Genomic DNA, 21994 nt, shown 5'->3' on the forward strand with positions numbered 1-21994 from the left:
GAATCCAGAAGCGGATGACGCGATTCGAACGCGCGACCGTCTCGTTGGCAACGAGAAGCTCTACCACTGAGCTACATCCGCATTAGGTAGTTAAGGCTAGCAATTTCTCAAGAGGCTTGTCAAGAGTGGGTCAAAGGGGAGCAAGACACCGGAACCCATACATACGCAATGCTTACGCGACTGAGAAAGGATGGGCGGTACTGGATTTGAACCAGTGACATCCTGCTTGTAAGGCAGGCGCTCTACCGCTGAGCTAACCGCCCGTGCTAGGGATCCCAGCCCATTGAGTTTAGCATCCGTCGTGAGGTTATTTACCCATACCCAGGCTTTGGGCTTTCTGATAAACCTTGCCCTCCGTGAGCAGGGAGGGGGCAATGCAGATATCCACCTGCTGCATTTCCCTGAGATTGGCTGCACCCAGGGTTGCCATGCTGGTGCGTAGTGCGCCCAGGAGGTTATGGGTGCCATCATCCAGACGGGCGGGGCCACGCAGGATCTCTTCTAGAGTGCCGGTGCATCCCACCTGAATGCGGGTACCACGGGGCAAGACGGGGCTGGGAGTGGCCATTCCCCAGTGAAAACCGCGACCGGGTGCTTCTCTAGCACGGGCCAAGGGGGATCCAATCATCACTGCATCGGCACCACAGGCAATCGCTTTGCAAATATCCCCACCGGTCACCAATCCGCCATCGGCAATCACGGGAACATAGGTACCCGTCTGGGCCAAGAACTGCTCCCGCGCCGCCGCACAATCGGCTACAGCAGTGGCTTGAGGCACCCCTACCCCCAAAACGCCACGGGAAGTACAGGCAGCACCAGGGCCAATCCCTACCAATACCCCTGCTGCTCCCGCTTGCATCAGCTCTAGGGTGACATCGTAGGTCACGCAATTGCCCACCACTACCGGAATGGGCATCGAGTGACAAAACTGGGCCAGATCCAGCAGCTCCATCCCCTCGGGGGCCTTGTGGTGGGTGGATACCACGGTGGCTTGCACAAAAAACAGATCTCCGCCGGCCTCAGCAACCAAGGGGCCATATTGAGCCGCATTGGCGGGCACACTGCTGGCAGCCGCAATTCCGCCACCGGCTTTGATCTGCTGGATGCGCTCTTGAATCAGGTCTGGTTTGACCGGTTCACTGTAGAGGCGCTGCATCAGGGGCACAAATTCGTCTTTGCCCACAGCGGCAATCTTGTCCAACACCTCGTCGGGATCCCTGTAGCGGGTTTGGATCCCGTCTAGGTTCAAGACCCCAAACGCGCCCAGTTCCGAGAGCAGGATGGCCATTTTGACATCCACCACTCCATCCATGGCGCTGGCGATAATCGGGATTTGTCGCTGGATCCCTCCGAGAGTGAAGTGAGTATCCACCAAACTGGGATCCAACGTGCGTCTGCCCGGAGCTAGGGCAATCTCATCCAGCCCATAAGCCCGCCTGACCTGCCGATTACGGCCCAGTTGAATGTCCATTCTTGCCCTGTTCTGTGGATCCCTTATGTTTATGATGCCGCGAAGGGGTGATCCAACGCCAGTAGCAAGCCTGATTCAGTTACAAACAACACAGTCTGAAACCTACCGCTGATTCCGCACTGGTTTGGCTGCCAGAAGAACCGCCTTTTACGAAAAGCAGCGTAAAGCCCCCGGTTTCTAACCGGGGGATATAAGCGCACAGGCTGAATTTATTCAGCAACAGAAATAGTACATACAATAGTCCCCATGAAACGGGTCACCACCACACTCAAGCTCAAGTTTCTTGACCTCAATGCGGTCAAAGCAGAGATGTTCGACCAGACGGTTTGTGCGACAACCGAACTGGCAAACGAACTGCTCCGCATCAGTCCGAAGGAACGAAAAGCATTGACAACCGCCAAAGTGGTGACACCACTCAAGTCGGCCCTCTCCAACCAGGTGATTCGTGTCCTGAAGGGGAAAGCCGGCCAGCGGGTCAAACACTTCAAAGTGTTCTGGCCAGAGGTCAACAACCAAAACTGGAAGCTGCACAAAGTAGGTAGCACCTACTCGGTGAGTTTTCCCACGATTCAGGGTGACAAGCGGGTTCCCCTTGAGGTTAGCAGTTCCTACTATGCCGAGCGTCTTGAGCGCATCCTGGCCGAACAGGATTGTGAACGGGGAACCTTGAAACTCATGAAGCTACGGGGCTGTTGGTACGCGGTTGTATCTATCACTTGGGAAGTTCCCGAAGTGAAGAGTACGGAGCGACTGGGTGTTGACCGTGGGCAGAACCGTTTGGCAGTGGCGGCCACCCGTTGGGGTCGGGCGGTGTTTTTTGGGGGTGGAGAGGTAGCCTATCGTCGTCGTCGTTTCCAGAAGCGTCGTGCCCAGTTGCAACAGGCGGGTAAATACCGAGCACTCAAGCGACTGGAGCGCAAAGAAGCCCGTTGGATGAGGGCGGTCAACCACACCGTGAGCCGCCGCATTGTACGGTTTGCCAAGGCGGTGAATGCAGATGTGTGGATGGAAGACCTCTCGGGTATCCGCCAATCCAGACAGAGCCAGAAGGCGCGTTCGGATGCCGGGAAATCGCGCCATACCTGGTCGTACTACGACCTGGAGTGGAAGGTTGCCTACAAGCTGGAAATGGCGGGCAGGACGCTGCATAAACGTCCTGCTGCCTACACATCCAAAACCGACCACAGGACAGGATTGATTGGGAAAAGGAGTGGGCATTTGTTCACCGGGCAGGACGGGTATTGCTGTGATGCCGACTGGAATGCCGCAATGAACCTAGCCCAGTGGGACGGGTTTTCGTGTCCTTTGAGTCTAAAAGAAGCCCTGCCCGTAATAGGTAGGGTCGGCTCAGGGGATGGGGTAGTTGGCAATCCCCTGAACTCCATGAATCCCTCACAGCTTCAAGCTGTGGGGAGCTAGAAGGGAGAATCCCCCGGTTAGAAACCGGGGGAGTGTCAACCTAGATTCTTTCTGGAAGTGGTGTTCATCTGCTCCCGTAATCCTATAGGTAGGGGAGTGAAAATGTGCCCTTCTTGCAGACTGCCAAAACTGTGGCAGCGTTCGGATCCCCAGCGGAAGCCGTAGAGAGCAATATAGGCACACATGAGGGCATCCACTTGATCTTCGTAGTTTTTCAGGGAGCGACCTTTGAGGGATCCCACCTCCACTTGTAATAACCCCTCATGGCCTGATAGCGCTGGATCCGCCGTGGTCAGGGACTGCAAATGTTGCCGGTAGAGCTGCCACGCTTGCTGTCGTTCCTGCCAGGTGCGCTTGGGGCGAGCTTTGTACTTGAGGGTGCAGTGGAGGCCAAACAGGCTGACCATGGCACTGTGGGGAAAGACTTCGGTAATTTGTCGGGCAAAGCTCCCCTGCTGGATCTCCGCTTGTTCTTGAAAGCCACAGCTGGATAAGGCTTGAACCAACTCTTCTCCCCGTACCTGACCGTTTTTTTCCAATAACTGTCGATTGGCAGGGTGGGCTCCTGCTTCGTAAGCCCGAAATACCCGGTTCAGCTCGGCTTCGGCTCGCCGTTGTCCGGTTCTATTGGGAACCCGCAAGGGGGCATCCACGGCAAGCAAACAGGGATCCCTTCCCGCCTGGGTTTGAATGTAGTCGAGAATCTCAGTGTTGGTTTGCAGAATACGACAGTCGATGAGGATCCCTGTCAATCGCGCCAGATCAGGATCCCCAATGACTTGTAACGTCGCAATACCGGAGGGGTTGCGGGGTGACCAGGCCAGATCTAAACCAATGCAAATCAAGGGATTTTCCCTTTCATCTATCTTTCATCTATATGTAAAACGGGGACGAATGTTGTCATTTGACTCCCAAAACACAGGATCCCCACAAAGCTTTTGCAGGGATCCCATCAGGCTCATTCAGGATGACATTCAGGATGAACTGGCTACAGACTAGACCACTAGCAGATGGCCAACCCGCTTAGCCATTAGTAGTCGTAGTCACCCATGCCGCCGCCACCGCCTGCCGGAGCCGGGGTCTTGGGCTCGGGCTTATCCACCACGATGGCTTCGGTGGTCAGCACCATGCCCGCGATAGAAGCCGCATTTTGTAGCGCCGAACGGGTCACTTTGGCCGGATCGACGATGCCCGCCTCAAACATATCCACGTAGACATCGTTCTGGGCATCGTAGCCAGTATCAAAGGGCTTCTCTTTGACACGCTCCAGCACGATTGAACCGTTTTGACCGGCATTTTCAGCGATGCGGCGCAGGGGAGCTCCCAGAGCACGGGAAACCAAGTTGGCACCGATCAGCTCATCCCCAGATAGGTTGGCATTGGACCACTCGGTTACCGCAGGAATCAGGTGCGCCAGAGTGGTACCACCGCCCGGAACGATCCCTTCTTCCACAGCCGCTTTGGTGGCGTTGATGGCATCTTCCAGACGCAACTTGCGATCTTTCATTTCGGTTTCGGTGGCCGCACCAACTTTGATCACGGCCACACCGCCGGAGAGTTTGGCCAAGCGCTCCTGCAGCTTTTCTTTGTCGTAGCTGGATTCGGTTTCATCGATTTGACGACGAATTTGCTCGCAACGGGCCTTGACAGCCGCTTCATTGCCTTCCGCCACAATGGTGGTGGTGTCTTTGGTGATGGTGACACGACGGGCCGAACCGAAGGAATCCACACGGGCGTTTTCTAGCTTCAGACCGCGATCTTCGGTGATTACCTCACCGCCGGTCAGCACAGCGATGTCCTCTAGCATGGCCTTGCGGCGATCCCCAAAACCAGGCGCTTTCACCGCCGCCACATTCAACACACCCCGCAGCTTGTTCACCACCAGGGTGGCTAGAGCTTCTTTTTCAATGTCTTCAGCGATGATCAACAGCGGACGACCTGAGCGGGCCACTTGCTCCAGCACCGGCACCAGATCTTGTACCAGGGTGATCTTCTTGTCGGTGATTAAAACGTAGGGGTTTTCCAGGACGGCCTCCATCCGCTCCATGTCTGTAGCGAAATAGGGGGAAATGTAGCCCTTGTCGAAGCGCATCCCTTCGGTGACTTCCAGCTCGGTGGTCATGGACTTGCCTTCCTCCAGGGAGATCACCCCTTCGCGGCCTACCTTGTCCATGGCTTCGGCAATCATTTGGCCGACTTCATCGTCGTTACCAGCAGAAATAGCCGCCACTTGAGCAATGGCTTTAGAATCTTCCACTGGGCGAGCATGCTCGGCGATTTTCTCCACCAAGAACTTCACCGCTTTGTCGATGCCCCGCTTCAGGGCAATCGGATTCGCGCCTGCCGCCACGTTTTTCAGGCCCTCTTTCACCATGGCGTGGGCCAAGACAGTGGCAGTGGTGGTGCCATCCCCAGCCGCATCGTTGGTTTTGGAAGCTGCCTGACGGATTAAGGATACGCCAGTATTTTCAATATGGTCTTCCAGTTCAATTTCTTTGGCAATGGTGACGCCATCGTTGATGATCTGCGGGGCGCCAAATTTCTTCTCTAGCACCACGTTACGACCTTTGGGGCCAAGGGTAACGGCTACGGCTTCCGCCAACACATCCATGCCGTGTTCCAGGGCACGACGGGCTTCTTCGCTAAAAATGATCGATTTCGCCATGATCAACCTCTCAAAGTTGAAAGTGATTCAGTGATGAAAAGTAACGAATAAGTCAGGAAACAAGGACTGAGATCCGGAGATCCACCCGAGATCCGAATTACTGAACAATGGCGAGAATGTCACGCTCCGCCAGCAGCACGTACTCATCGCTGCCCAGCTTGACTTCGGTTCCGGCGTACTTGGAGTAGAGCACTTTGTCGCCCGCTTTCACTTCCATCGCCACCAGCTTGCCGTCATCGTTGCGCTTGCCGGGGCCAACAGCGGCCACTTCTCCCACTTGGGGCTTTTCTTTGGCAGTGTCGGGCAAGAAGATCCCACCCGCGGTTTTTTCGTCCTGCTGAGCGATTTTGACCAACACACGGTCGCCCAGAGGCTTCAGTGTAGAAACATTAAGAGCTACTGCAGCCATGACAAAGATCCTCCGTGATGCCTAAAGCACGAAGCTGAAGGTTTTGAGTTGTAAATCAAACTTGCGCAAATCGGAGCTTTAGCACTCTCGACTTACGAGTGCTAGTTTACCAGTCTGGTTTTCTCGCTGACAATAGTCCCTCCCCAGCGGTAGCCCCCTTTTGTCAGTACGGTTAGGTACGGATCCCCCTACATCACGGGTTCATTAGGTTGGTTCATTGGGTTACAGCCCTTCAATGCCCCGCAGTCGTGTGTCGCGTAGCATTAGCGTTGCGTAGCAACAATGCCTACGGCAGGCTGCGCCACCCCTAAAATGAATGCGGGTTTGCGACAACAACAAACAGCAGTTGTGTCCCTAACCGATTTCAAAAGGACTAGAGTACTCTGCACCGCTGTCGGAAAGGGGATTGACCCCGGTGCTAAGTGACTGGTGTTGGGGCCGCTATGACCCTCCGGGTCGTCCGTAGGACGAGAGGCTAAAGACCTTACTGAATATCTTCATTCTCCTCTTCGGGGGGTTCGAGGTTGGGATCCCGTTGGCGGATGGATTTGGCTTTGCGCTGTAAGTTCTTAAAGAAATCACTTTCCACAATTTCCGACACTTCTTTGGCCTTGCGGCTTTGATCAATCTCAATTGTGAGCTGACGAATTTGCTGCCGTAATTTTTGTTCTCGCTCGATAATCTTGTTAATCATAGTTTGGAAAATGCGACTGAGCTGACCCAGTTCATCCTCCTGTTTCATCACATTGGATAATCTGCGGAACTCCATATTATCCACATCTTCTTCGGTCTTGATTTTGCCAGCCCCCATCAATTGAGAAGCTTGAGCTAAGATTTGAATAGGCTTGATCACTGTAGAATTAAGAACTCGGTTCAAGGCGATCAAGGCGATGGCAAACATCACCAAGAAAATAGCCATAATCACCAAGAAAGATTGCCGTGCTTGTGAGAAGATTTGTTGGGCAGGGATATACACCATCTGTGCGCCAATGGTGGATCCCAGTTGCCAGTTAAACCCATTGTTCGGCCCGTATACTTCTACCATTCCGCGCGGGGCAACATCTGGGGTGCTATGACAAATTAGGCAGCTTTCTCTGCGGATACGAATGGGATACGCGATGTAGAAAATGGAACCAATATTGCGCACTTGCCGAAAGCCTGAGATTTCCTCTAAAGATTCATCAGCAGCAAACCGGGCTGTCAGTTCTGTTTCAAATTCATCCGCTCTATCGTCTGGATTGGTGGGATCCAGTACAGCCTCTTTGTAGATCTTCTGCTTAAATTCGAAGCCCAATCTCTGTAAATTCTCAAAGACCCGGCGGGCACCATAAGAAGGAACCGTTTCTGCGATGAACTGATCCGTACCAAAAGCATTTTCCAAAAGGGGACGTACCTGCTGATCCGTATAGAGTCTTTGGGCATTGATCGTGTTGATCATCACCAAGGCTTCCGATACTACTTTGGCTTCCGATTTCTCTTGAAGAACCTGGGAGAGGACGAAGCCCCCCGTCAAGCTGCCCAGCAGATAGACACTCACGAGGAGCAGATTAAATTTCGCGCCCAGTTTGAGTTGATTCAGCATCGGATCCTTCTTTGATTAAGAGCTGAGGCAGCGGGAAAAACGACTTTAATCCTAAACCGATTCTTTTGCCCCCTATCGGATATACGGAGGAGTCTTAACAATTGGATCGGTTCGGGTGTCTTCTCAGCTTGAGGTTACCTGTCTTTACTGAGAAAACTCTTAAAGGAAGCTTGTCCTAAAATCAGTTGCTCAAGCGAGTCTGAAAGGCTTGGTAGGCTTCTGCGTAGGGATCCACCCATGCCGCCTGCGGTTGGATGTAGCGTTTGACTTGCACCAATCGTTCTGCAGCTTGCTGTACGGAACAACACCAATGGGCGGAGGCAGCCAAAATGGCAGCACCCACAGCCGGTTCTGGGTGCTTGACCAAAGCAAGGGGGCGATTGAGCATACTGGCGCGAATGCTAAGCCAAAGCGGGCTTTTACTGCCTCCCCCTGTCGTCCAAATCGGCTCTTGGACAGGGATCCCTTGTGCCGACAATGTTTCTAGGCCCAGCCGTTCCACCATTGCCACCCCTTCTAGCAAGGCAGCGTAAAACCGGGGGGATCCCTGCTCAGCTGCGGGCAAGAACCCAGCAAAGCTCGGATCCACGATGGGAAAACGCTCCCCCGGTTGCACAAGCGGGTAGCTGATTAGCCCGGTGGGGATATAGGCTTGGGCCTGTTGATCCAGCGTTTGAAAGTGGCCACCTGGGAAGTAGCGGGGCAAGATTCCGCCCCCACAAAAAGAGGCTGCCCCTGGCCACCAGCAGGTTTTATCGGGGTGCAAATGGGAGTAGAGGCTTTGGGTTTGGATGATCTCGGTGCTATTGGCTTTGAAAATGAGGGTTGTCCCCAAACTGGTGGAGACCTGACCGATTTGACTGGCCCCTGCTGCCAATTGTCCAGCGCACCCGTCTGTCATCCCGGCGGTGATCAGCACCTCTTGTCCCAAGCCCCACTCGGATCCCACCGTTCCCAAAACGGTTCCCGGTGCAACTACCTCTGGAAAACGTTTCGGATTTAAGCCCTGCTGAGATAGCCATTCTTTGGGCCAACTATAAGATTCCAAGTCAAAGCCACTTTTCAAAGCATGGGTGTGATCCGTAACCTGCTTACGCCCCCCCAACTGACTCAGCAAAAAATCGGCTGGATGGGCTAAATAACTCTCTTGATACCGCTCAGGATAGGATTCGGCCCACCACAACCAGCGACTGAGCCCCCAACTGCTCGGGATCCCCAATTGCTGAGCCTGGGCTTGTCCCCGCTTATCCGAATAGAGCCACGCCGATTCCATCGGGATCCCACGCCCATCCACAGCCAGCACAGTTCCCGAAGTACTGCAGGCACTCAGGGCTACTATCCCATAGGCTTGGCCCAGTTCTGTTTTCAGTTGCCCCAATAGAGCCTTCAAGGTGCGTAACCAGCGACCGGGGTTGGTCTCAGGGGGATCCCATGAGCGTTCGGCTTTGCCTACGACCTCCCCCTGTTCTGAGAGGGCCACCACCCGCATCCCGGAAGTGCCCAGATCAATGCCCAAAAAAACCGCCTGCATCCGCATCCCGTCTGTGCTCCTTCGGTTTATCCTAATTGGGGCAAAAGCAGAGGCACGCTCTCTTCAATTAAAATAGGAAATTTGCAGGCCATGGCGGGGGCGATTTAACCCACCAGGCGCCGTTCAGGAAAGGACATCTGGGGAGCAAACATGGGACGGGAACAGCGGGTCGCTATTTTGGGGGCCACAGGGGCAGTAGGAGCAGAATTGCTCACTTTGCTAGAAGAGCGTAGCTTTCCCTTGGCCAGTCTCAAGCTGTTGGCTTCCCCACGCTCCGCAGGCACTTACTTAACTTTCAAGGGGGAACGGATCCCAGTGGAACCGGTCTCGGAAACGGCTTTTCGGGGAGTGGATTGGGTCCTGGCCTCAGCAGGTGCCACGGTCTCCAAAACCTGGGCCAAGGCAGTGGTTGAGGCTGGAGCGGTGATGGTGGATAACTCCAGCGCCTTTCGGATGGATCCGGAAGTCCCCTTGGTGGTGCCGGAAGTGAACCCACAGGATGCCCTTCGCCATCAGGGCATTATTGCCAACCCCAACTGCACCACGATTTTGATGTGTGTGGTCATCTATCCTCTGCACAAGCGGATCCCGATTCGTCGAGTGGTGGCTGCCACCTATCAATCTGCCAGTGGAGCGGGTGCCCGTGCCATGCAGGAGCTACGGGATCAATCCCGTGCCTATCTGGAGGGTAAGCCTTTAGAACCGCGGGTCTTCCCCTATCCGATTGCGTTTAACCTTTTCCCCCACAACAGCCCCCTGCAGGAGAACGGCTATTGCCAAGAAGAAATGAAGATGGTGAATGAATCCCGCAAAATTATGGGATCCCCAAATCTACGCCTGACCGCCACCTGTGTGCGGGTACCGCTGATGCGTGCCCATGCTGAAGCCCTGAACTTGGAGTTTGAGCAGCCCTTCCCGGTGGAACAAGCCCGTCAAATTTTGGCCGAGGCACCGGGGGTGGTTCTCCTGGAAGACTGGCAGCAGAACCGCTTTCCGATGCCGATTGATGTCAGTGGCAAAGACGATGTGGCGGTAGGTCGCATCCGGCAGGATATTTCAGAGCCCAAGGCCCTTGAGCTATGGCTTTGTGGGGATCAGATCCGCAAAGGGGCAGCCTTGAATGCCATTCAAATTGTGGAGCTATTGTCAGTGCCTCAACCGGTCACTGCCTAGACCATCTCAACCCGTCCTGTTGGGGTTAGGATCCCTTGAGAATCCCGGGAGAGGGCAAAACCATGAGCTGCATCGTGATCCGGAATGTGGTGCTCTTCACCATTGATGGGCAGGATCGGGTTTATCGGGACGGTACAGTGGTGGTGCGAGGGGATCGCATTGCCGTCGTTGGCCCTTCTGACCAGGTGGGGATCCCTGCCGATGCCGGTCGGGTGATCGAGGGTGGACACAAAATGGCCTTGATCCCTGGCTTGATCGATACCCACAGCCACTCCAGCCTGCTGCGAGGGGTCACCGAAAATTATCAGCTCCTGGATTGGTTGCCCCGTTACCAACTGGAACATCGTGCTCTCACGGAAGCGGATGCCTATTATGCTGCTCTCCTCAGCTACTTGGAAGCTTTGAAAGGGGGTACCACCTGTGTCATGGATATGTACCGCTTTATGCACCGTTGTGCGGAGGCGGCGGGAGATTTGGGCCTACGAGTCAATTTGGTGCCCTACACTGCCGATGCTCCTGGTAAGGACTTTTTTGAAACGATGGAGAGTACGCGTCAGCTGATCGAAAGTCAGCATGGAACTCAAGGGGGACGGGTACGGGTTTGGGTAGGACTAGAGCATTTATTTTATTGCTCGCCTCAGGCCTATCAAACGGCGATCGAGTATTCGCGTCACTACGGAGTTGGCATTCACACCCACAGCAGCGAACAAAAAGAAGAGGTGGAAGCTGTGGAGCAGCACTTTGGCCACAAACCGATCCACTTGTTCCAGCAGTACGGCATCTTGGGGCCACAAACTGCCATTGCCCACTGTGTTTGGTTGGATGAATCGGAAATTCAACTGCTCAGAGATACGGGGACTGCGGTTTGTCACTGCCCGATCAGCAACGCCAAACTGGCTGGGGGGATCGCTCCCATTCCAGAGCTGCTGCAGGCCGGGATCCGCATTGGCCTGGGCACCGATGGCAATATCTCCAACAACAACTTGGATATGTTTGAGGAGATGAAGTTTGCCTCTCTGCTGCAGAAAGTCAAACACTACGATGCTGCTGCTCTGCCCGCCTCCACCATGCTGCGGATGGCGACGATAGAAGGGGCCAAGGTATTGGGATTGGAGCAGGAGATTGGTTCCATCGAAACCGGGAAAAAAGCCGATTTGGTACTGGTGGATCTGTCGGGGCCGAACTTGATGCCCCTTGTGTGGGAGCGTAACCCCAATGGCATTGAAGAAACCAATATTCTGTGGAATCTGGTCTATGCAGCACGGGCCAGTAATGTTCACTCTGTATGGGTAGACGGGATCCCGGTTATTGAAGCTGGACAAAGCACCCAACTTTCAGAAGCCAAAGCCCTGGCAGAAATTCAGGCCCAAACCGAGGATCTGCTGCGCCGCCGGGATCCCTTCAAAGCCACCCTAACTCCAGTCGTCGGTTAAAGAGCGCTCTTGTTAGGTCGATTTCTCGATCACCAGCACCCCCATCATGCCCGCCATCAAGGGGAAGAAAGTAACCTGCTCAAAACCTGCTGCCAAGGCCAGTTGCTTTTGTTCTTCTCCGCTCGGAAATCGTTCCAGGCTGGGATCAATGTAGGCGTAGTCCTCTCCTAAGCCCAAAGCCTTGGCCTGAGCAACCACCTGGGTATTCAAGTACCAGCGTTGGAACTGTTCCAGCAAAGGGATCCCGGTAGGCCGATGAAAGTCCAAAATCGCCGCCCGACCACCTGGCTTAAGAACCCGCTTGATCTCCTGGAGTGCCCGTGGGATATCCGTAACATTGCGCAAACCATAGCCCATGGTGATCCCATCAAAGCAGTGATCGGCAAAAGGCAGGGCCAAGGCATCCCCCAAGACCCACTCTAGAGAATACCCCGGCAGCACCCGCCGAGAACGCGATCCGGCAATCGACAACATTGCGGGAGAAAAATCCAGGCCAACGACATGCCCCCGCCGACCCACTCGACGCGCCAAAAGTAAAGCCAAATCTCCACTCCCACAGCAGAGATCCAGTGCTTGCCCCCCCAGTGGCACATTGGCCCAGCGCACCGTCATTTGCTTCCAAACCCGATGCAGCCCGAGGCTGAGTTTTTGATTGAGGTCGTCATAATGGGGAGCAATTCGGTTAAACAGTTCCCGGATTTGCTCCGGCTGTTCAGCAGTTGGACTGGGCACAGGCTATTCAGCTCCCTGAAGATTTTGCGCTATGTACCGCTCTTTTGCTAGTCACCCTGTATAGGATAAGTCACCAGAGTCCTCTTGCAAACTTATAGACCCCCGACAGACCGACTTAGCAGGCAGTTGGAGCATCGGCAACCGACAGACTATCGCTACGCGACGCTGACGCGAACGATTCAAAACGATTCAATCGTGACAACGACCTAGCATCTATCTAGCATCTATTGTGTACCCTGTACCTTGGGCAGCACCCGCACCTGCTTCATTCCCCTTGAAGCACGGGAATCCATGTCCCTGTTTTGAAGTGCGTCCCAGGTATCGTGTAGCTTGCGAATCGTAATCTGCAACACCTGAGAATGCACCTTGCCCAAATGCGGGAACTGCTTCTTGGCGTTGGGCAGGTTGTTTTACTGAGGGAGGAGAATGCCGCCTTCACCGTCGATGTACCAACGTAGTACTGGCCTGATCGGTGGGGAGGAGCAAGACCTCGCTGATATTCACATGAGGAGGGCGGCTTGTTGCAAACAATACCACTTCTGCCACATCCATCGCCGTCAGGGGAGTCAGACCTTGGTATACAGCAGCAGCTCGGGATGAGTCGCCATGAAACCGCACTTCGCTAAACTCGGTTTCTACCATGCCCGGCTGGATCTCGGTGACACGAATCGGAGTGCCCAACAAGTCCAGTTTTAATCCTTCCGAAATGGCCCGTACCGCCGCTTTGGAGGCACAGTAGACATTGCCCCCAGGATAGGGTTGCCGACCGGCAATGGAGCCAATGTTCACCACATGACCCCGGCCCCGTTCTACCATGCCCGGCAACACAGCGCGGGTCACGTAGAGCAGTCCCTTCAGGTTGGTGTCAATCATCTCTTCCCAATCTTGCACCACCCCTGTGTGCAACTTATCCAGTCCACGACTCAAGCCGGCATTGTTGATCAGAATGTCGATGGCAGCCCATTCCGGTGGCAACGCTTGTAAAACCCGACTCACCTCAGCTCTATCCCGCACATCCAACGCCAATAGGTAGGGTTGGATCCCGAAGGCTTGCTCCAAATCCAAAGCCAGCTCCTTCAGCCGATCTTGACGACGAGCGGCCAGGATGAGTTTGGCTCCAGAACGGGCAAAAAGGGTGGCACAGGCAGCCCCGATACCACTGCTGGCCCCAGTAATCAGGACGATAGGGGTTGAACTCATGAGTCCTCGCAAAGCACACACATCGCCAATCTTACGAGACAGGATCCGATTGCCGCCGAGAACAACGTTCCAGCAGTTTCACACAGGCATACAACGTATCCAAATGGGGGGTGGGCACCGCCACCAAACGGCCCAACTCCGTGATCGCCCCCACAATCGTCTCGATCTCCGTGGGTCGCCCCAGCTCGATATCCTGCAGCATAGAGGTGCGATGGGATCCCACTCGGGTGGCGTTCTCCAAGCGTTCATCCAAAGACATGGGCAAGTGGATCCCGAGGGCATGGGCGACAGCCTCCGTCTCCTGCATCACGGCTCGGATCAGGTTGCGGGTGGGGGGGTAGTGGGCCATCTCATCCTGGGCAGCCCGGGTGAGGGCGCTGATCGGGTTGAAGGCGGAGTTTCCCCACAGTTTCTGCCAGATCTCGGTGCGAATCTGCGAAGTCAAGGTGGTGTGCAGCTGCGCTTGTTCAAAGATTTGGCCTAGGGCCTTCAGGCGCCCCGACAGGGATCCATCTGGTTCTCCGAGAATGTAGCGTCCACCACCCGTGTGCAAAAGCACGCCCGGCTCTACCAACTGCACAGCAATGTAAACCACACAACCAATGATCCGTTCGATCGGCAGATGGGCAGCAATCACCCCCCCCGGATCCACAGCTTCCAGCGAATGCCCTTCGAACTCGCCCCCATGTCGGCGGAAATACCACCAGGGAATGCCATTCTGGGCGATCACAATTGGGGTATCCGGGCCACACAGGGATCCCAACTGAGGAGCAAGCTGCGGCAAACTATGAGCCTTAACAGTGACAAACACCCAATCTTGCGGGCCGAGGCTTGTCAGATCGTCTGTGGCTGTAAGACCTACGGCCCGCTGACGCGACAGGTGTTCAACCCTAGTTTGTGGGGATCCCTCTTGGCTAGGGCTGCTCATCAATTTCAATCCTTGGGTGCAGATTGCCTGGAGATGGGATCCCCGTGCCACCACACTGACGTCCAACCCTGCTTGAGCCAAACGAATGGCCAGGTAGCCACCCACTGCTCCAGCACCCACAATGCAAATCTTCATGGAGTCATTATCTCCTCAGGGGAGACATGGGGCTAACAGGAAAACGACGGATTCCATCCACCCTGTTGATTCCTCTTATTCCTCGGCCCCGCCTTGGGTCACCCGCAGGATCCCATATCCCAGCGCCAATCCAACCAGGGTGAGCACGATGCAAAGTCCGGCAATGGTGAAGATCTCGCTGGCCATAGCTTCCTTAGACTTCCTTAAATGCACTGAGCAATCATACGATGTCTTCTCAGGATATCGGATCTTGAGACTGGCGTATGCGGGCCCTCTGCAATAGCCGCCAACTCAGTTCGCCAGAAGATCTCCAGAAGAAACGCTCCTCTGATCCCAGAGTTGCTGGAATCCGGCAGATGCCCCCTATAATGAAAGCAATTTACAAGACTTTACTGGTGCAGGCTAAATTGTAATGCCCAAACCTGTAGAGCCCGCCTAGTAACTTCAAGGTGGCCGATTCGGCCATTGCGAGTTCTGGATCCTTAGTTGGGTAGGAGCTGCACAAATCGGGATCCTTATCCAAGGCCCTCCTGCACAGTCCTTTCCCAAACTGGAGTTCAGAGCACTAAGGCAAAAGACCTTTGAACTGAGTCTTTATACTTAGCTCGGGTCTTGCTTTGATGAAACAAACTTTGTAGTTTCATTAACGTCCTCATCATTTAGATGTCTTTAGGAGTAGTCCAGATGACCATAGCGGTAGGACGCGTGCGTCAGGAGCGAGGATGGTTCGACATCGTCGACGACTGGCTCAAGCGCGACAGATTTGTGTTTATCGGCTGGTCCGGGCTGTTGCTGTTTCCCTGTGCCTACTTGGCCTTGGGGGGCTGGCTGACCGGCACCACCTTTGTGACCTCCTGGTACACCCACGGGTTGGCCAGTTCCTACTTGGAGGGGGCCAACTTTCTGACGGTGGCAGTTTCCACGCCTGCCGACAGCATGGGCCACAGCCTGTTGCTGTTGTGGGGCCCGGAAGCGCAAGGGGACTTCACCCGTTGGTGCCAAATCGGGGGTCTGTGGACCTTTGTGGCTTTGCACGGAGCCTTTGGCCTGATTGGCTTCATGCTGCGGCAATTTGAGATTGCCCGCTTGGTGGGGGTACGGCCCTACAACGCCATCGCCTTCAGCGCGCCGATTGCGGTGTTTGTGAGCGTGTTTTTGATTTATCCCTTGGGGCAGAGCAGCTGGTTTTTTGCCCCCAGCTTTGGGGTTGCGGGGATTTTCCGGTTTCTGCTGTTTTTCCAAGGGTTCCACAACTGGACCTTGAACCCGTTCCACATGATGGGAGTAGCGGGTGTGCTGGGAGGAGCGCTGCTGTGTGCCATTCATGGGGCGACGGTGGAGAACACGTTGTTCCGGGATGGGGAAGGGGCGAGCACCTTCCGGGCGTTTGAACCGACGCAAGCGGAAGAGACCTATTCGATGGTGACGGCGAACCGGTTTTGGAGCCAGATATTTGGGATTGCGTTTTCCAACAAGCGGTGGCTGCACTTTTTCATGTTGTTTGTGCCGGTGACGGGTCTGTGGATGGCCAGCATTGGGGTTGTGGGGTTGGCGTTGAACCTGCGGGCGTATGACTTTATCAGTCAGGAGACGCGGGCGGCGGAGGACCCTGAGTTTGAGACGTTCTACACGAAGAACATCTTGTTGAACGAGGGGATCCGGGCCTGGATGGCGCCGCAGGACCAGCCGCATGAGCGCTTTGAGTTCCCTGAAGAGGTGCTCCCCCGCGGCAATGCTCTGTAAGTGGAGTGTGCTTCTTGTGTAAACGCTTGGGTTTTTCTGGATCCCTTGCATGAGTGTTGAAGATCGGGCGCTTGCCTGTTTTGGGTGGGCGCTCGACGATAAACAAAACCCTTTTTTCTATCAACTGTTGCAGTTTTTGGGAGGCTGGCCTCAGTGACCTCAACGACGTTTAGTTCTGCAGCGATGCAAGACCGCACCCAGGGTGGATTTGCCTGGTGGGCGGGTAATGCACGCTTGATCAACCTTTCTGGTCGGCTTTTGGGTGCCCATGTAGCCCATGCTGGCTTGATCGTCTTCTGGGCGGGGGCGATGCTGCTTTTCGAAGTGGCTCACTTCACCCCGGATCGGCCCATGTATGAGCAGGGTCTGATCCTGATGCCCCACGTGGCAACCTTGGGTTGGGGCGTTGGCCCTGGCGGCGAAGTTGTCGATACGTTTCCTTACTTTGTGATCGGTGTGCTGCACCTGATTTCCAGCGCAGTGCTGGGTCTGGGTGGCATTTACCACGCAGTGCGTGGCCCGGAAACCTTGGAGCAATCCTATCCGTTTTTTGGCTACGACTGGAAAGATAAAAACAAGATGACCACCATCATCGGCATTCACCTGATCCTGCTGGGCTTGGGTGCTTTCCTGTTGGTGGCGAAGGCCGTTTGGTTCGGTGGTGTCTACGATACCTGGGCTCCTGGTGGTGGCGATGTGCGGGTGATCACCAACCCGACCTTGAACCCCGCAGTGATTTTCGGCTATTTGGTGAAGTCTCCCTTTGGTGGTGAAGGCTGGATTGTCAGCGTTGACAACATGGAAGACGTGATCGGTGGCCACATTTACATCGGCATCATCTGCATTGCCGGTGGAATTTGGCACATTCTCACAAAGCCCTTTGGCTGGGCTCGCCGCGCCTTCATCTGGTCCGGGGAGGCCTACCTCTCCTACAGCCTGGCGGCGGTTTCCTTGATGAGCTTCATCGCCACCTGCTTCATCTGGTTCAACAACACCGTTTACCCAAGCGAGTTCTACGGCCCAACTGGCCCGGAAGCCTCTCAAGCACAGGCCCTTACTTTCATTGTTCGTGACCAACGCTTAGGGGCCAACATCAGCCAGGCCCAAGGTCCCACCGGTTTGGGTAAATACCTGATGCGCTCGCCCACGGGTGAGATCATCTTCGGGGGTGAAACCATGCGCTTCTGGGATGTACGTGCACCTTGGAAAGAGCCCCTCTTAGGCCCGAATGGCTTGGACTTGGATAAGCTCAAGAACGACATTCAACCCTGGCAAGCTCGCCGTGCTGTGGAATACATGACCCATGCGCCGCTGGGATCCCTGAACTCCGTGGGCGGTGTGGCTACCGAGATCAACACGGTGAACTTCACCAGTCCCCGCACTTGGTTGGCGGCTCACAACTTCATTCTGGGCTTCTTGTTCTTTGTCGGGCACCTCTGGCATGCCGGTCGGGCTCGGGCGGCGGCGGCTGGTTTTGAGAAAGGCTTGGATCGCGAAAGCGAACCGGTCTACAAGATGAAGCCGTTGCGTTAATTGGCCTCACGGCTTTGAATTTGAAGAGTATCTGAGTCTCTTCGATCTTTGAAAAAGATCCTTCTGGCCCCTACGGGGGCTTTTTTTTATGGGCTGCTGCCGACAAGAGGATCCCTGGCTGGGGCATTTCGGAGGGGAAGGGGGTGCAGTAGACTGAGGAGCGCTACATTCTGCAATGGCTCATGCACAAGATCCCCGTGACTGTGATCACCGGATTTTTGGGATCCGGCAAAACCACCCTGATCCGTCACCTCTTACAAAACCCGGAAGGCCGTCGCATCGCTGTGATTGTCAATGAGTTTGGCGAGATCGGGATTGATGGTGAGCTGCTCCAGGATTGCCAAATCTGCGAAGAAGCGGGATCCCCAACTGCTCCTGCCCCAATTTTGGAATTGGCCAATGGCTGTCTCTGCTGCACGGTGCAAGAAGAGTTTTTGCCTACCATGGAAACCCTGCTGCAACGACGGGAAGACTTGGACTGTATCGTGATCGAAACCTCTGGATTGGCACTGCCCAAACCCTTGGTGCAAGCCTTCCGCTGGCCTACGCTTCGCACCGGAGCAACTGTAGATGGAGTCATTACGGTGGTGGATTGCCAAGGCCTGGCCTCTGGACACTGGGTGGGGGATCTGGCGGCGTTGGAAGCCCAACGGCAAGCGGATGAAAGTTTGGATCATGACACCCCGATTGAGGAACTCTTTGAGGATCAGCTGGCTTGTGCGGATTTGGTGTTGTTGACCAAGGTGGATCAGGTGAGTGACTCAGAACGCGCCCAAGTGGAACGGTGGCTGCGCCAAGAGCTGCCCGCCGGGATCCAGGTGATTCCCTGCCAACAGGGCCAGATCGCGGCGGAGGTGCTGCTGGGCTTTGGTGCAGGTGTAGAAGACCAGATAGACCAACGCCCCAGCCATCACGACCACGAAGCCGATCACGACCACGAAGCCTTCGACTCCCTGCATCTCACCCTGCCGCCCGTCTCGGAGCCAGACGCTTTAATCGCCCAATTGCGGCAACTGACCAAAACAGAATGTCTGTACCGCGTCAAGGGCTTTGTGGCAGTGACTGCTAAACCCATGCGGATGGTACTCCAGGGGGTGGGATCCCGATTGGAAACCTACTACGATCGCCCCTGGCGCACAGACGAGCTGCGGCAAACTCGCTTGGTATTGATCGGACAACATCTTGACCGGGAGCGGATTCAAGCTCAGCTTCAGCCCCTACCCATGGGTTGAAAGATTCAGCATCCCCCCCTCCAACCGATATCGCTCCTAGAGGTACGCCTCCAGTAACGTAGCCACCGTCGGAAACTGGGAAACCATGCCCAAACTTTCCGGAGAAACTGCCGGATAGACAAAATGTCGATGCTGCAAGCAATACTCATCCCATTCCGAAAGCTGTACCCGAAACAAAAAGGCCAACGACCGAAACAACCGCACCGGCAGAGGCAGGCGAAAATAGATGGGTTTTTTGTAGTAGGCACACACCTGCTCTACACACTGGTTAAGGGACAAAGGGGGATTACCGAGCACCCAATCGCCACCCCCAGGCGGATGAGCGACCCAATGGGCCACCATCTGGGCAATATCGGCAGCATGGATAAAGTGAAAGCTGGCATCGACCCTCAAAAAGCGGATGAGATCCAACCAGCGGAACACATCCTTGAGGCCGCCAGTGATATGAGAGTAGGGATGATAGGGGCTACCGCCAAACAACAGGGTGGGATAAAGGGTGAGCATGCGTTCCGGCCAAAAGCAGCTTTCCTGCCGGCGCATTAACATGTCGTACTTGCTGCGGATGTAGTCGGTGCCTGCCCGTCCCGCTACGGCCAACGGTTCGAGGGCATGGTTCAGGAGGCTGGCGGTGGAAAAGTAGATCACCTGCTGACAGCGATCCGGATCCAGTAAACTCAGCAACTCCAACGTATGGGTGACGTTGACCCCCCAAGCCGCCGTGGGATCCCCCCAAGCCGCAGCCATGTGAATCAACCCATCCATCTGCCGAAGTAAGGCCGCCTGTTCCCTGATGCGCATTAAATCTCCAGGCACCAGGGTGATCGGGGCAGGAAAACGGTCTAGGGGCAGCCGTAGACGGTTGGGTTCACGGATCAGAGCATACAAATGATAGGCCGGTCGGTCGGGATGGGCGGGATCCATCTCCTGGGCCAAGCGTTCCAAAACGTAGTGCCCCAAGCAACCGCTAGCGCCAGTAAGAAACAGGTTCCGCAAAAGGTCTCCGGCCCGCCATCACCAACGGGAACTTGATCCAAAAAAGCTTCTGACTAGTGTATCGCTTTGGCTCCCGTTTGCTGGGCTTGAGCAGACAGGGATCCCTAAGGGAATGCGGGAAGGCCCGTTCAGGCGATGCACAGACAAGGCTGGCAATGAATGAGCCAGGATGTAAGCATGGGTGTAACCTTGATTCTCTACACAGTCTATTGTGACGATCACCTCCTCCCGCCCCCGCACTCTGAACCTCTGGCCACCCCTGGCCTTGGTTGTCGAACGGCTGACCCAAGCCTTGCCGGTGCTGCTGTTGATTACGGTGCTCAGCTTTTTGTTGTTGCAGTTGGCCCCAGGAGACTTTCTGGATCAGCTACGGGCGGATCCCAGTGTTAGCCAAGAGTTTATTGCCCAAGAGGAGGCTCGCCTGGGGTTGGATCAGCCTTTGGTCTGGCAATACCTGATCTGGTTGGGGAACCTGCTCCGGGGAGATTTTGGCATCAGTTATACCTATCGGATCCCGGTTTTGGGGTTGATTGCCTCGCGGGCTGGGGCCACCTTGCTGTTGGCGGCTGCCTCGATTGTGCTGACCTGGATGATCGCTGTTCCGCTGGGGATCCTGGGGGCGCTGCAACAAAATACCGCCCTGGATCGAGCCTTACAGTTGCTGAGCTACCTGGGACAGGCCATGCCCAGTTTTGTCTTGGCGATTTTGCTGCTGATTTTGGCCCAAAATGTCGGTTGGCTACCGGTGGGGGGAATGACCAGTGTGTACTTCGCTGAGCTGAACCCAGGGGAAAAATTGCTGGATTTGGGCCGCCACCTCCTGTTGCCAACTTTGGTGCTCAGCATCACCAGCTTTGCCGGACTGCAACGGATCACACGCGGTAACTTCTTGGATGTGCTGCGACAGGAATACATTCAGGCGGCACGGGCACGGGGCATTCCCGAATGGCGGGTCATTGGTTTACACGCTCTGCGCAATGCCATTAACCCTTTGGTGACGATTTTGGGCTTTGAGTTTGCCAATCTGCTCAGTGGTTCCTTTATTGCCGAGTTTTTCTTTAATTGGCCAGGGTTGGGCAAGCTGCTCTTGGAAGCGGTGCAGAGCTTCGATATCAATGTGGTGATGGCGGGGTTATTGCTGGGGGCAGTGATGCTGATTCTGGGCAATTTGTTGGCGGATCTGTTGCTGCAATGGGTGGATCCCCGGATTCGGCGGGATTCTCTGTTCTAATTCTTCTCCAATTCCGGTTCCATATAGCAGTCGGGCGAGGCTTGTTTCCCCATTCCAGAAGTGCTCATCAAGCTCAGCCCTGGAAAGGCTTTCAAAGCCAAGGGATCCCTACCCTAAGCCCTAGGCGGCTGGAAACGCAGCGAGCGCATCCGCCACTGAGAGATAAGATTCAAAAATCGAATCCAGACGGGTAACGGCAAAAATCAGCTTGGCTTGTTCCTGTAGGCCGGCCAGTTTCAGTTGGTAGCCTGCCGAGCGACAGTTCCGTTGGGCTGAGACCAAGACCGATAGCCCCATGCTGTCGATGAGGGTGACCTCACTCAGGTCTAGCAGCAGGTGACTGGGTTGCTCCGTTAAAATGCGGCTCAGTTCTCCCCGTATGGCAGGCGCATTGACAGCGCTGAGGCTGCCTTTGGGGAAACGGACGATGGTGACTGGGGATCCCTTGGGGCTGATCTGGGTGGAAACATCTATAGATTGAGATTGATTCATTTCGCTACAGGCAAAGGTACGGTGAACCACATTGATTTTGAATCAATCTGGGTTCGTTGGGTTACCCACTGTGAGCACTTTTCGCTCGCCGA

At 55.1% G+C, this 21994-nt stretch carries 19 protein-coding genes and 2 tRNA genes; 7 read left to right on the top strand and 14 right to left on the bottom strand.

The features are described from left to right. Nucleotides 1–9 precede the first annotated feature (9 nt). From JX360_RS01570 to JX360_RS01580, 3 genes are all read right to left on the bottom strand, one after another. A tRNA-Gly gene (locus JX360_RS01570) sits at nucleotides 10–81 on the bottom strand. 110 nt (nucleotides 82–191) lie between these two features. Further along, nucleotides 192–263: transfer RNA gene (locus JX360_RS01575), tRNA-Val, on the bottom strand. Between the two features lie 44 nt (nucleotides 264–307). Continuing rightward, nucleotides 308–1471 (bottom strand): GuaB3 family IMP dehydrogenase-related protein, encoded by a 1164-nt coding sequence (locus JX360_RS01580; protein WP_244348730.1) that lies wholly within the window; start codon nucleotides 1469–1471, stop codon nucleotides 308–310. 246 nt (nucleotides 1472–1717) lie between these two features. Between JX360_RS01580 and JX360_RS01585 the strand changes: the two genes are divergently transcribed. Beyond that, the gene (locus JX360_RS01585; protein WP_244348731.1) at nucleotides 1718–2890 is read left to right on the top strand and encodes an RNA-guided endonuclease TnpB family protein; all 1173 of its coding nucleotides are present in this window, start codon (nucleotides 1718–1720) and stop codon (nucleotides 2888–2890) included. A gap of 35 nt (nucleotides 2891–2925) precedes the next feature. Here JX360_RS01585 and JX360_RS01590 read toward each other — a convergent pair whose 3' ends face one another. From JX360_RS01590 to JX360_RS01610, 5 genes are all read right to left on the bottom strand, one after another. Further along, the gene (locus JX360_RS01590; protein ID WP_244348732.1) at nucleotides 2926–3735 is read right to left on the bottom strand and encodes a DUF429 domain-containing protein; all 810 of its coding nucleotides are present in this window, start codon (nucleotides 3733–3735) and stop codon (nucleotides 2926–2928) included. 185 nt (nucleotides 3736–3920) lie between these two features. After that, on the bottom strand, nucleotides 3921–5555 hold the full coding sequence (gene groL / locus JX360_RS01595) for a chaperonin GroEL (protein WP_244348733.1): 1635 nt from the start codon (nucleotides 5553–5555) through the stop codon (nucleotides 3921–3923). A gap of 97 nt (nucleotides 5556–5652) precedes the next feature. Beyond that, nucleotides 5653–5964 (bottom strand): co-chaperone GroES, encoded by a 312-nt coding sequence (gene groES, locus JX360_RS01600; protein ID WP_235280157.1) that lies wholly within the window; start codon nucleotides 5962–5964, stop codon nucleotides 5653–5655. Nucleotides 5965–6448: 484 nt separating this feature from the next. Further along, nucleotides 6449–7546, bottom strand: a complete 1098-nt coding sequence (locus JX360_RS01605) for a Tll0287-like domain-containing protein (RefSeq protein WP_244348734.1) — start codon at nucleotides 7544–7546, stop codon at nucleotides 6449–6451. A 181-nt stretch (nucleotides 7547–7727) separates the two neighbouring features. Then, nucleotides 7728–9077 (bottom strand): FGGY-family carbohydrate kinase, encoded by a 1350-nt coding sequence (locus tag JX360_RS01610; protein WP_244348735.1) that lies wholly within the window; start codon nucleotides 9075–9077, stop codon nucleotides 7728–7730. A gap of 150 nt (nucleotides 9078–9227) precedes the next feature. Here JX360_RS01610 and JX360_RS01615 point away from each other — a divergent pair, with 150 nt between their 5' ends. Together JX360_RS01615 and JX360_RS01620 are read left to right on the top strand one after the other, a co-directional pair. Further along, nucleotides 9228–10250, top strand: a complete 1023-nt coding sequence (locus JX360_RS01615) for an aspartate-semialdehyde dehydrogenase (RefSeq protein ID WP_244348736.1) — start codon at nucleotides 9228–9230, stop codon at nucleotides 10248–10250. A gap of 62 nt (nucleotides 10251–10312) precedes the next feature. After that, nucleotides 10313–11683 carry an amidohydrolase family protein gene (locus JX360_RS01620; RefSeq protein ID WP_244348737.1) on the top strand — a complete coding sequence of 457 codons (1371 nt, stop codon included), beginning with the start codon at nucleotides 10313–10315 and terminating at the stop codon, nucleotides 11681–11683. Between the two features lie 12 nt (nucleotides 11684–11695). Here the strand turns inward: JX360_RS01620 and ubiE are convergent, their stop codons facing one another. From ubiE to petM, 4 genes are all read right to left on the bottom strand, one after another. Then, the gene (ubiE, locus tag JX360_RS01625; protein ID WP_244348738.1) at nucleotides 11696–12415 is read right to left on the bottom strand and encodes a bifunctional demethylmenaquinone methyltransferase/2-methoxy-6-polyprenyl-1,4-benzoquinol methylase UbiE; all 720 of its coding nucleotides are present in this window, start codon (nucleotides 12413–12415) and stop codon (nucleotides 11696–11698) included. Nucleotides 12416–12850: 435 nt separating this feature from the next. Then, nucleotides 12851–13615 (bottom strand): SDR family oxidoreductase, encoded by a 765-nt coding sequence (locus JX360_RS01630; protein ID WP_244348739.1) that lies wholly within the window; start codon nucleotides 13613–13615, stop codon nucleotides 12851–12853. A 31-nt stretch (nucleotides 13616–13646) separates the two neighbouring features. Further along, nucleotides 13647–14678, bottom strand: a complete 1032-nt coding sequence (locus JX360_RS01635; RefSeq protein ID WP_244348740.1) for a ketopantoate reductase family protein — start codon at nucleotides 14676–14678, stop codon at nucleotides 13647–13649. Between the two features lie 75 nt (nucleotides 14679–14753). After that, the gene (petM, locus tag JX360_RS01640) at nucleotides 14754–14864 is read right to left on the bottom strand and encodes a cytochrome b6-f complex subunit PetM (RefSeq protein ID WP_244348741.1); all 111 of its coding nucleotides are present in this window, start codon (nucleotides 14862–14864) and stop codon (nucleotides 14754–14756) included. Nucleotides 14865–15362: 498 nt separating this feature from the next. Here petM and psbD point away from each other — a divergent pair, with 498 nt between their 5' ends. The 3 genes from psbD (at nucleotide 15363) to cobW (ending at nucleotide 19186) form a co-directional block, all read left to right on the top strand. Continuing rightward, nucleotides 15363–16421: a photosystem II D2 protein (photosystem q(a) protein) gene (gene psbD / locus JX360_RS01645; protein ID WP_244348742.1), complete on the top strand. Its 1059-nt coding sequence runs from the start codon at nucleotides 15363–15365 to the stop codon at nucleotides 16419–16421. A gap of 183 nt (nucleotides 16422–16604) precedes the next feature. After that, nucleotides 16605–17954: a photosystem II reaction center protein CP43 gene (gene psbC, locus JX360_RS01650; RefSeq protein WP_244348824.1), complete on the top strand. Its 1350-nt coding sequence runs from the start codon at nucleotides 16605–16607 to the stop codon at nucleotides 17952–17954. 182 nt (nucleotides 17955–18136) lie between these two features. Further along, nucleotides 18137–19186: a cobalamin biosynthesis protein CobW gene (cobW, locus tag JX360_RS01655; RefSeq protein ID WP_244348743.1), complete on the top strand. Its 1050-nt coding sequence runs from the start codon at nucleotides 18137–18139 to the stop codon at nucleotides 19184–19186. Nucleotides 19187–19222: 36 nt separating this feature from the next. Here the strand turns inward: cobW and JX360_RS01660 are convergent, their stop codons facing one another. Next, a complete protein-coding gene (locus JX360_RS01660; RefSeq protein ID WP_244348744.1) occupies nucleotides 19223–20179 on the bottom strand; it encodes an NAD-dependent epimerase/dehydratase family protein in 957 nt (318 codons plus the stop codon). 211 nt (nucleotides 20180–20390) lie between these two features. Between JX360_RS01660 and JX360_RS01665 the strand changes: the two genes are divergently transcribed. Next, a complete protein-coding gene (locus JX360_RS01665; protein WP_244348745.1) occupies nucleotides 20391–21410 on the top strand; it encodes an ABC transporter permease in 1020 nt (339 codons plus the stop codon). Between the two features lie 120 nt (nucleotides 21411–21530). Here the strand turns inward: JX360_RS01665 and JX360_RS01670 are convergent, their stop codons facing one another. Beyond that, nucleotides 21531–21932 (bottom strand): STAS domain-containing protein, encoded by a 402-nt coding sequence (locus JX360_RS01670; protein WP_244348746.1) that lies wholly within the window; start codon nucleotides 21930–21932, stop codon nucleotides 21531–21533. Between the last annotated feature and the right edge of the window lie 62 nt (nucleotides 21933–21994).

The organism is Thermostichus vulcanus str. 'Rupite', assembly GCF_022848905.1.
Taxonomy (GTDB): domain Bacteria; phylum Cyanobacteriota; class Cyanobacteriia; order Thermostichales; family Thermostichaceae; genus Thermostichus; species Thermostichus vulcanus_A.

Coding starts and splice junctions, on each gene's coding strand:
- JX360_RS01630 (WP_244348739.1), bottom strand. CDS start 13,615: ATGAGTTCAACCCCTATCGTCCTGATTACTGGGGCCAGCAGTGGTATC.
- JX360_RS01585 (WP_244348731.1), top strand. CDS start 1,718: ATGAAACGGGTCACCACCACACTCAAGCTCAAGTTTCTTGACCTCAAT.
- petM (WP_244348741.1), bottom strand. CDS start 14,864: ATGGCCAGCGAGATCTTCACCATTGCCGGACTTTGCATCGTGCTCACC.
- JX360_RS01610 (WP_244348735.1), bottom strand. CDS start 9,077: ATGCAGGCGGTTTTTTTGGGCATTGATCTGGGCACTTCCGGGATGCGG.
- psbC (WP_244348824.1), top strand. CDS start 16,605: ATGCAAGACCGCACCCAGGGTGGATTTGCCTGGTGGGCGGGTAATGCA.
- JX360_RS01615 (WP_244348736.1), top strand. CDS start 9,228: ATGGGACGGGAACAGCGGGTCGCTATTTTGGGGGCCACAGGGGCAGTA.
- groL (WP_244348733.1), bottom strand. CDS start 5,555: ATGGCGAAATCGATCATTTTTAGCGAAGAAGCCCGTCGTGCCCTGGAA.
- JX360_RS01605 (WP_244348734.1), bottom strand. CDS start 7,546: ATGCTGAATCAACTCAAACTGGGCGCGAAATTTAATCTGCTCCTCGTG.
- JX360_RS01580 (WP_244348730.1), bottom strand. CDS start 1,471: ATGGACATTCAACTGGGCCGTAATCGGCAGGTCAGGCGGGCTTATGGG.
- psbD (WP_244348742.1), top strand. CDS start 15,363: ATGACCATAGCGGTAGGACGCGTGCGTCAGGAGCGAGGATGGTTCGAC.
- JX360_RS01635 (WP_244348740.1), bottom strand. CDS start 14,678: ATGAAGATTTGCATTGTGGGTGCTGGAGCAGTGGGTGGCTACCTGGCC.
- groES (WP_235280157.1), bottom strand. CDS start 5,964: ATGGCTGCAGTAGCTCTTAATGTTTCTACACTGAAGCCTCTGGGCGAC.
- JX360_RS01620 (WP_244348737.1), top strand. CDS start 10,313: ATGAGCTGCATCGTGATCCGGAATGTGGTGCTCTTCACCATTGATGGG.
- cobW (WP_244348743.1), top strand. CDS start 18,137: ATGCACAAGATCCCCGTGACTGTGATCACCGGATTTTTGGGATCCGGC.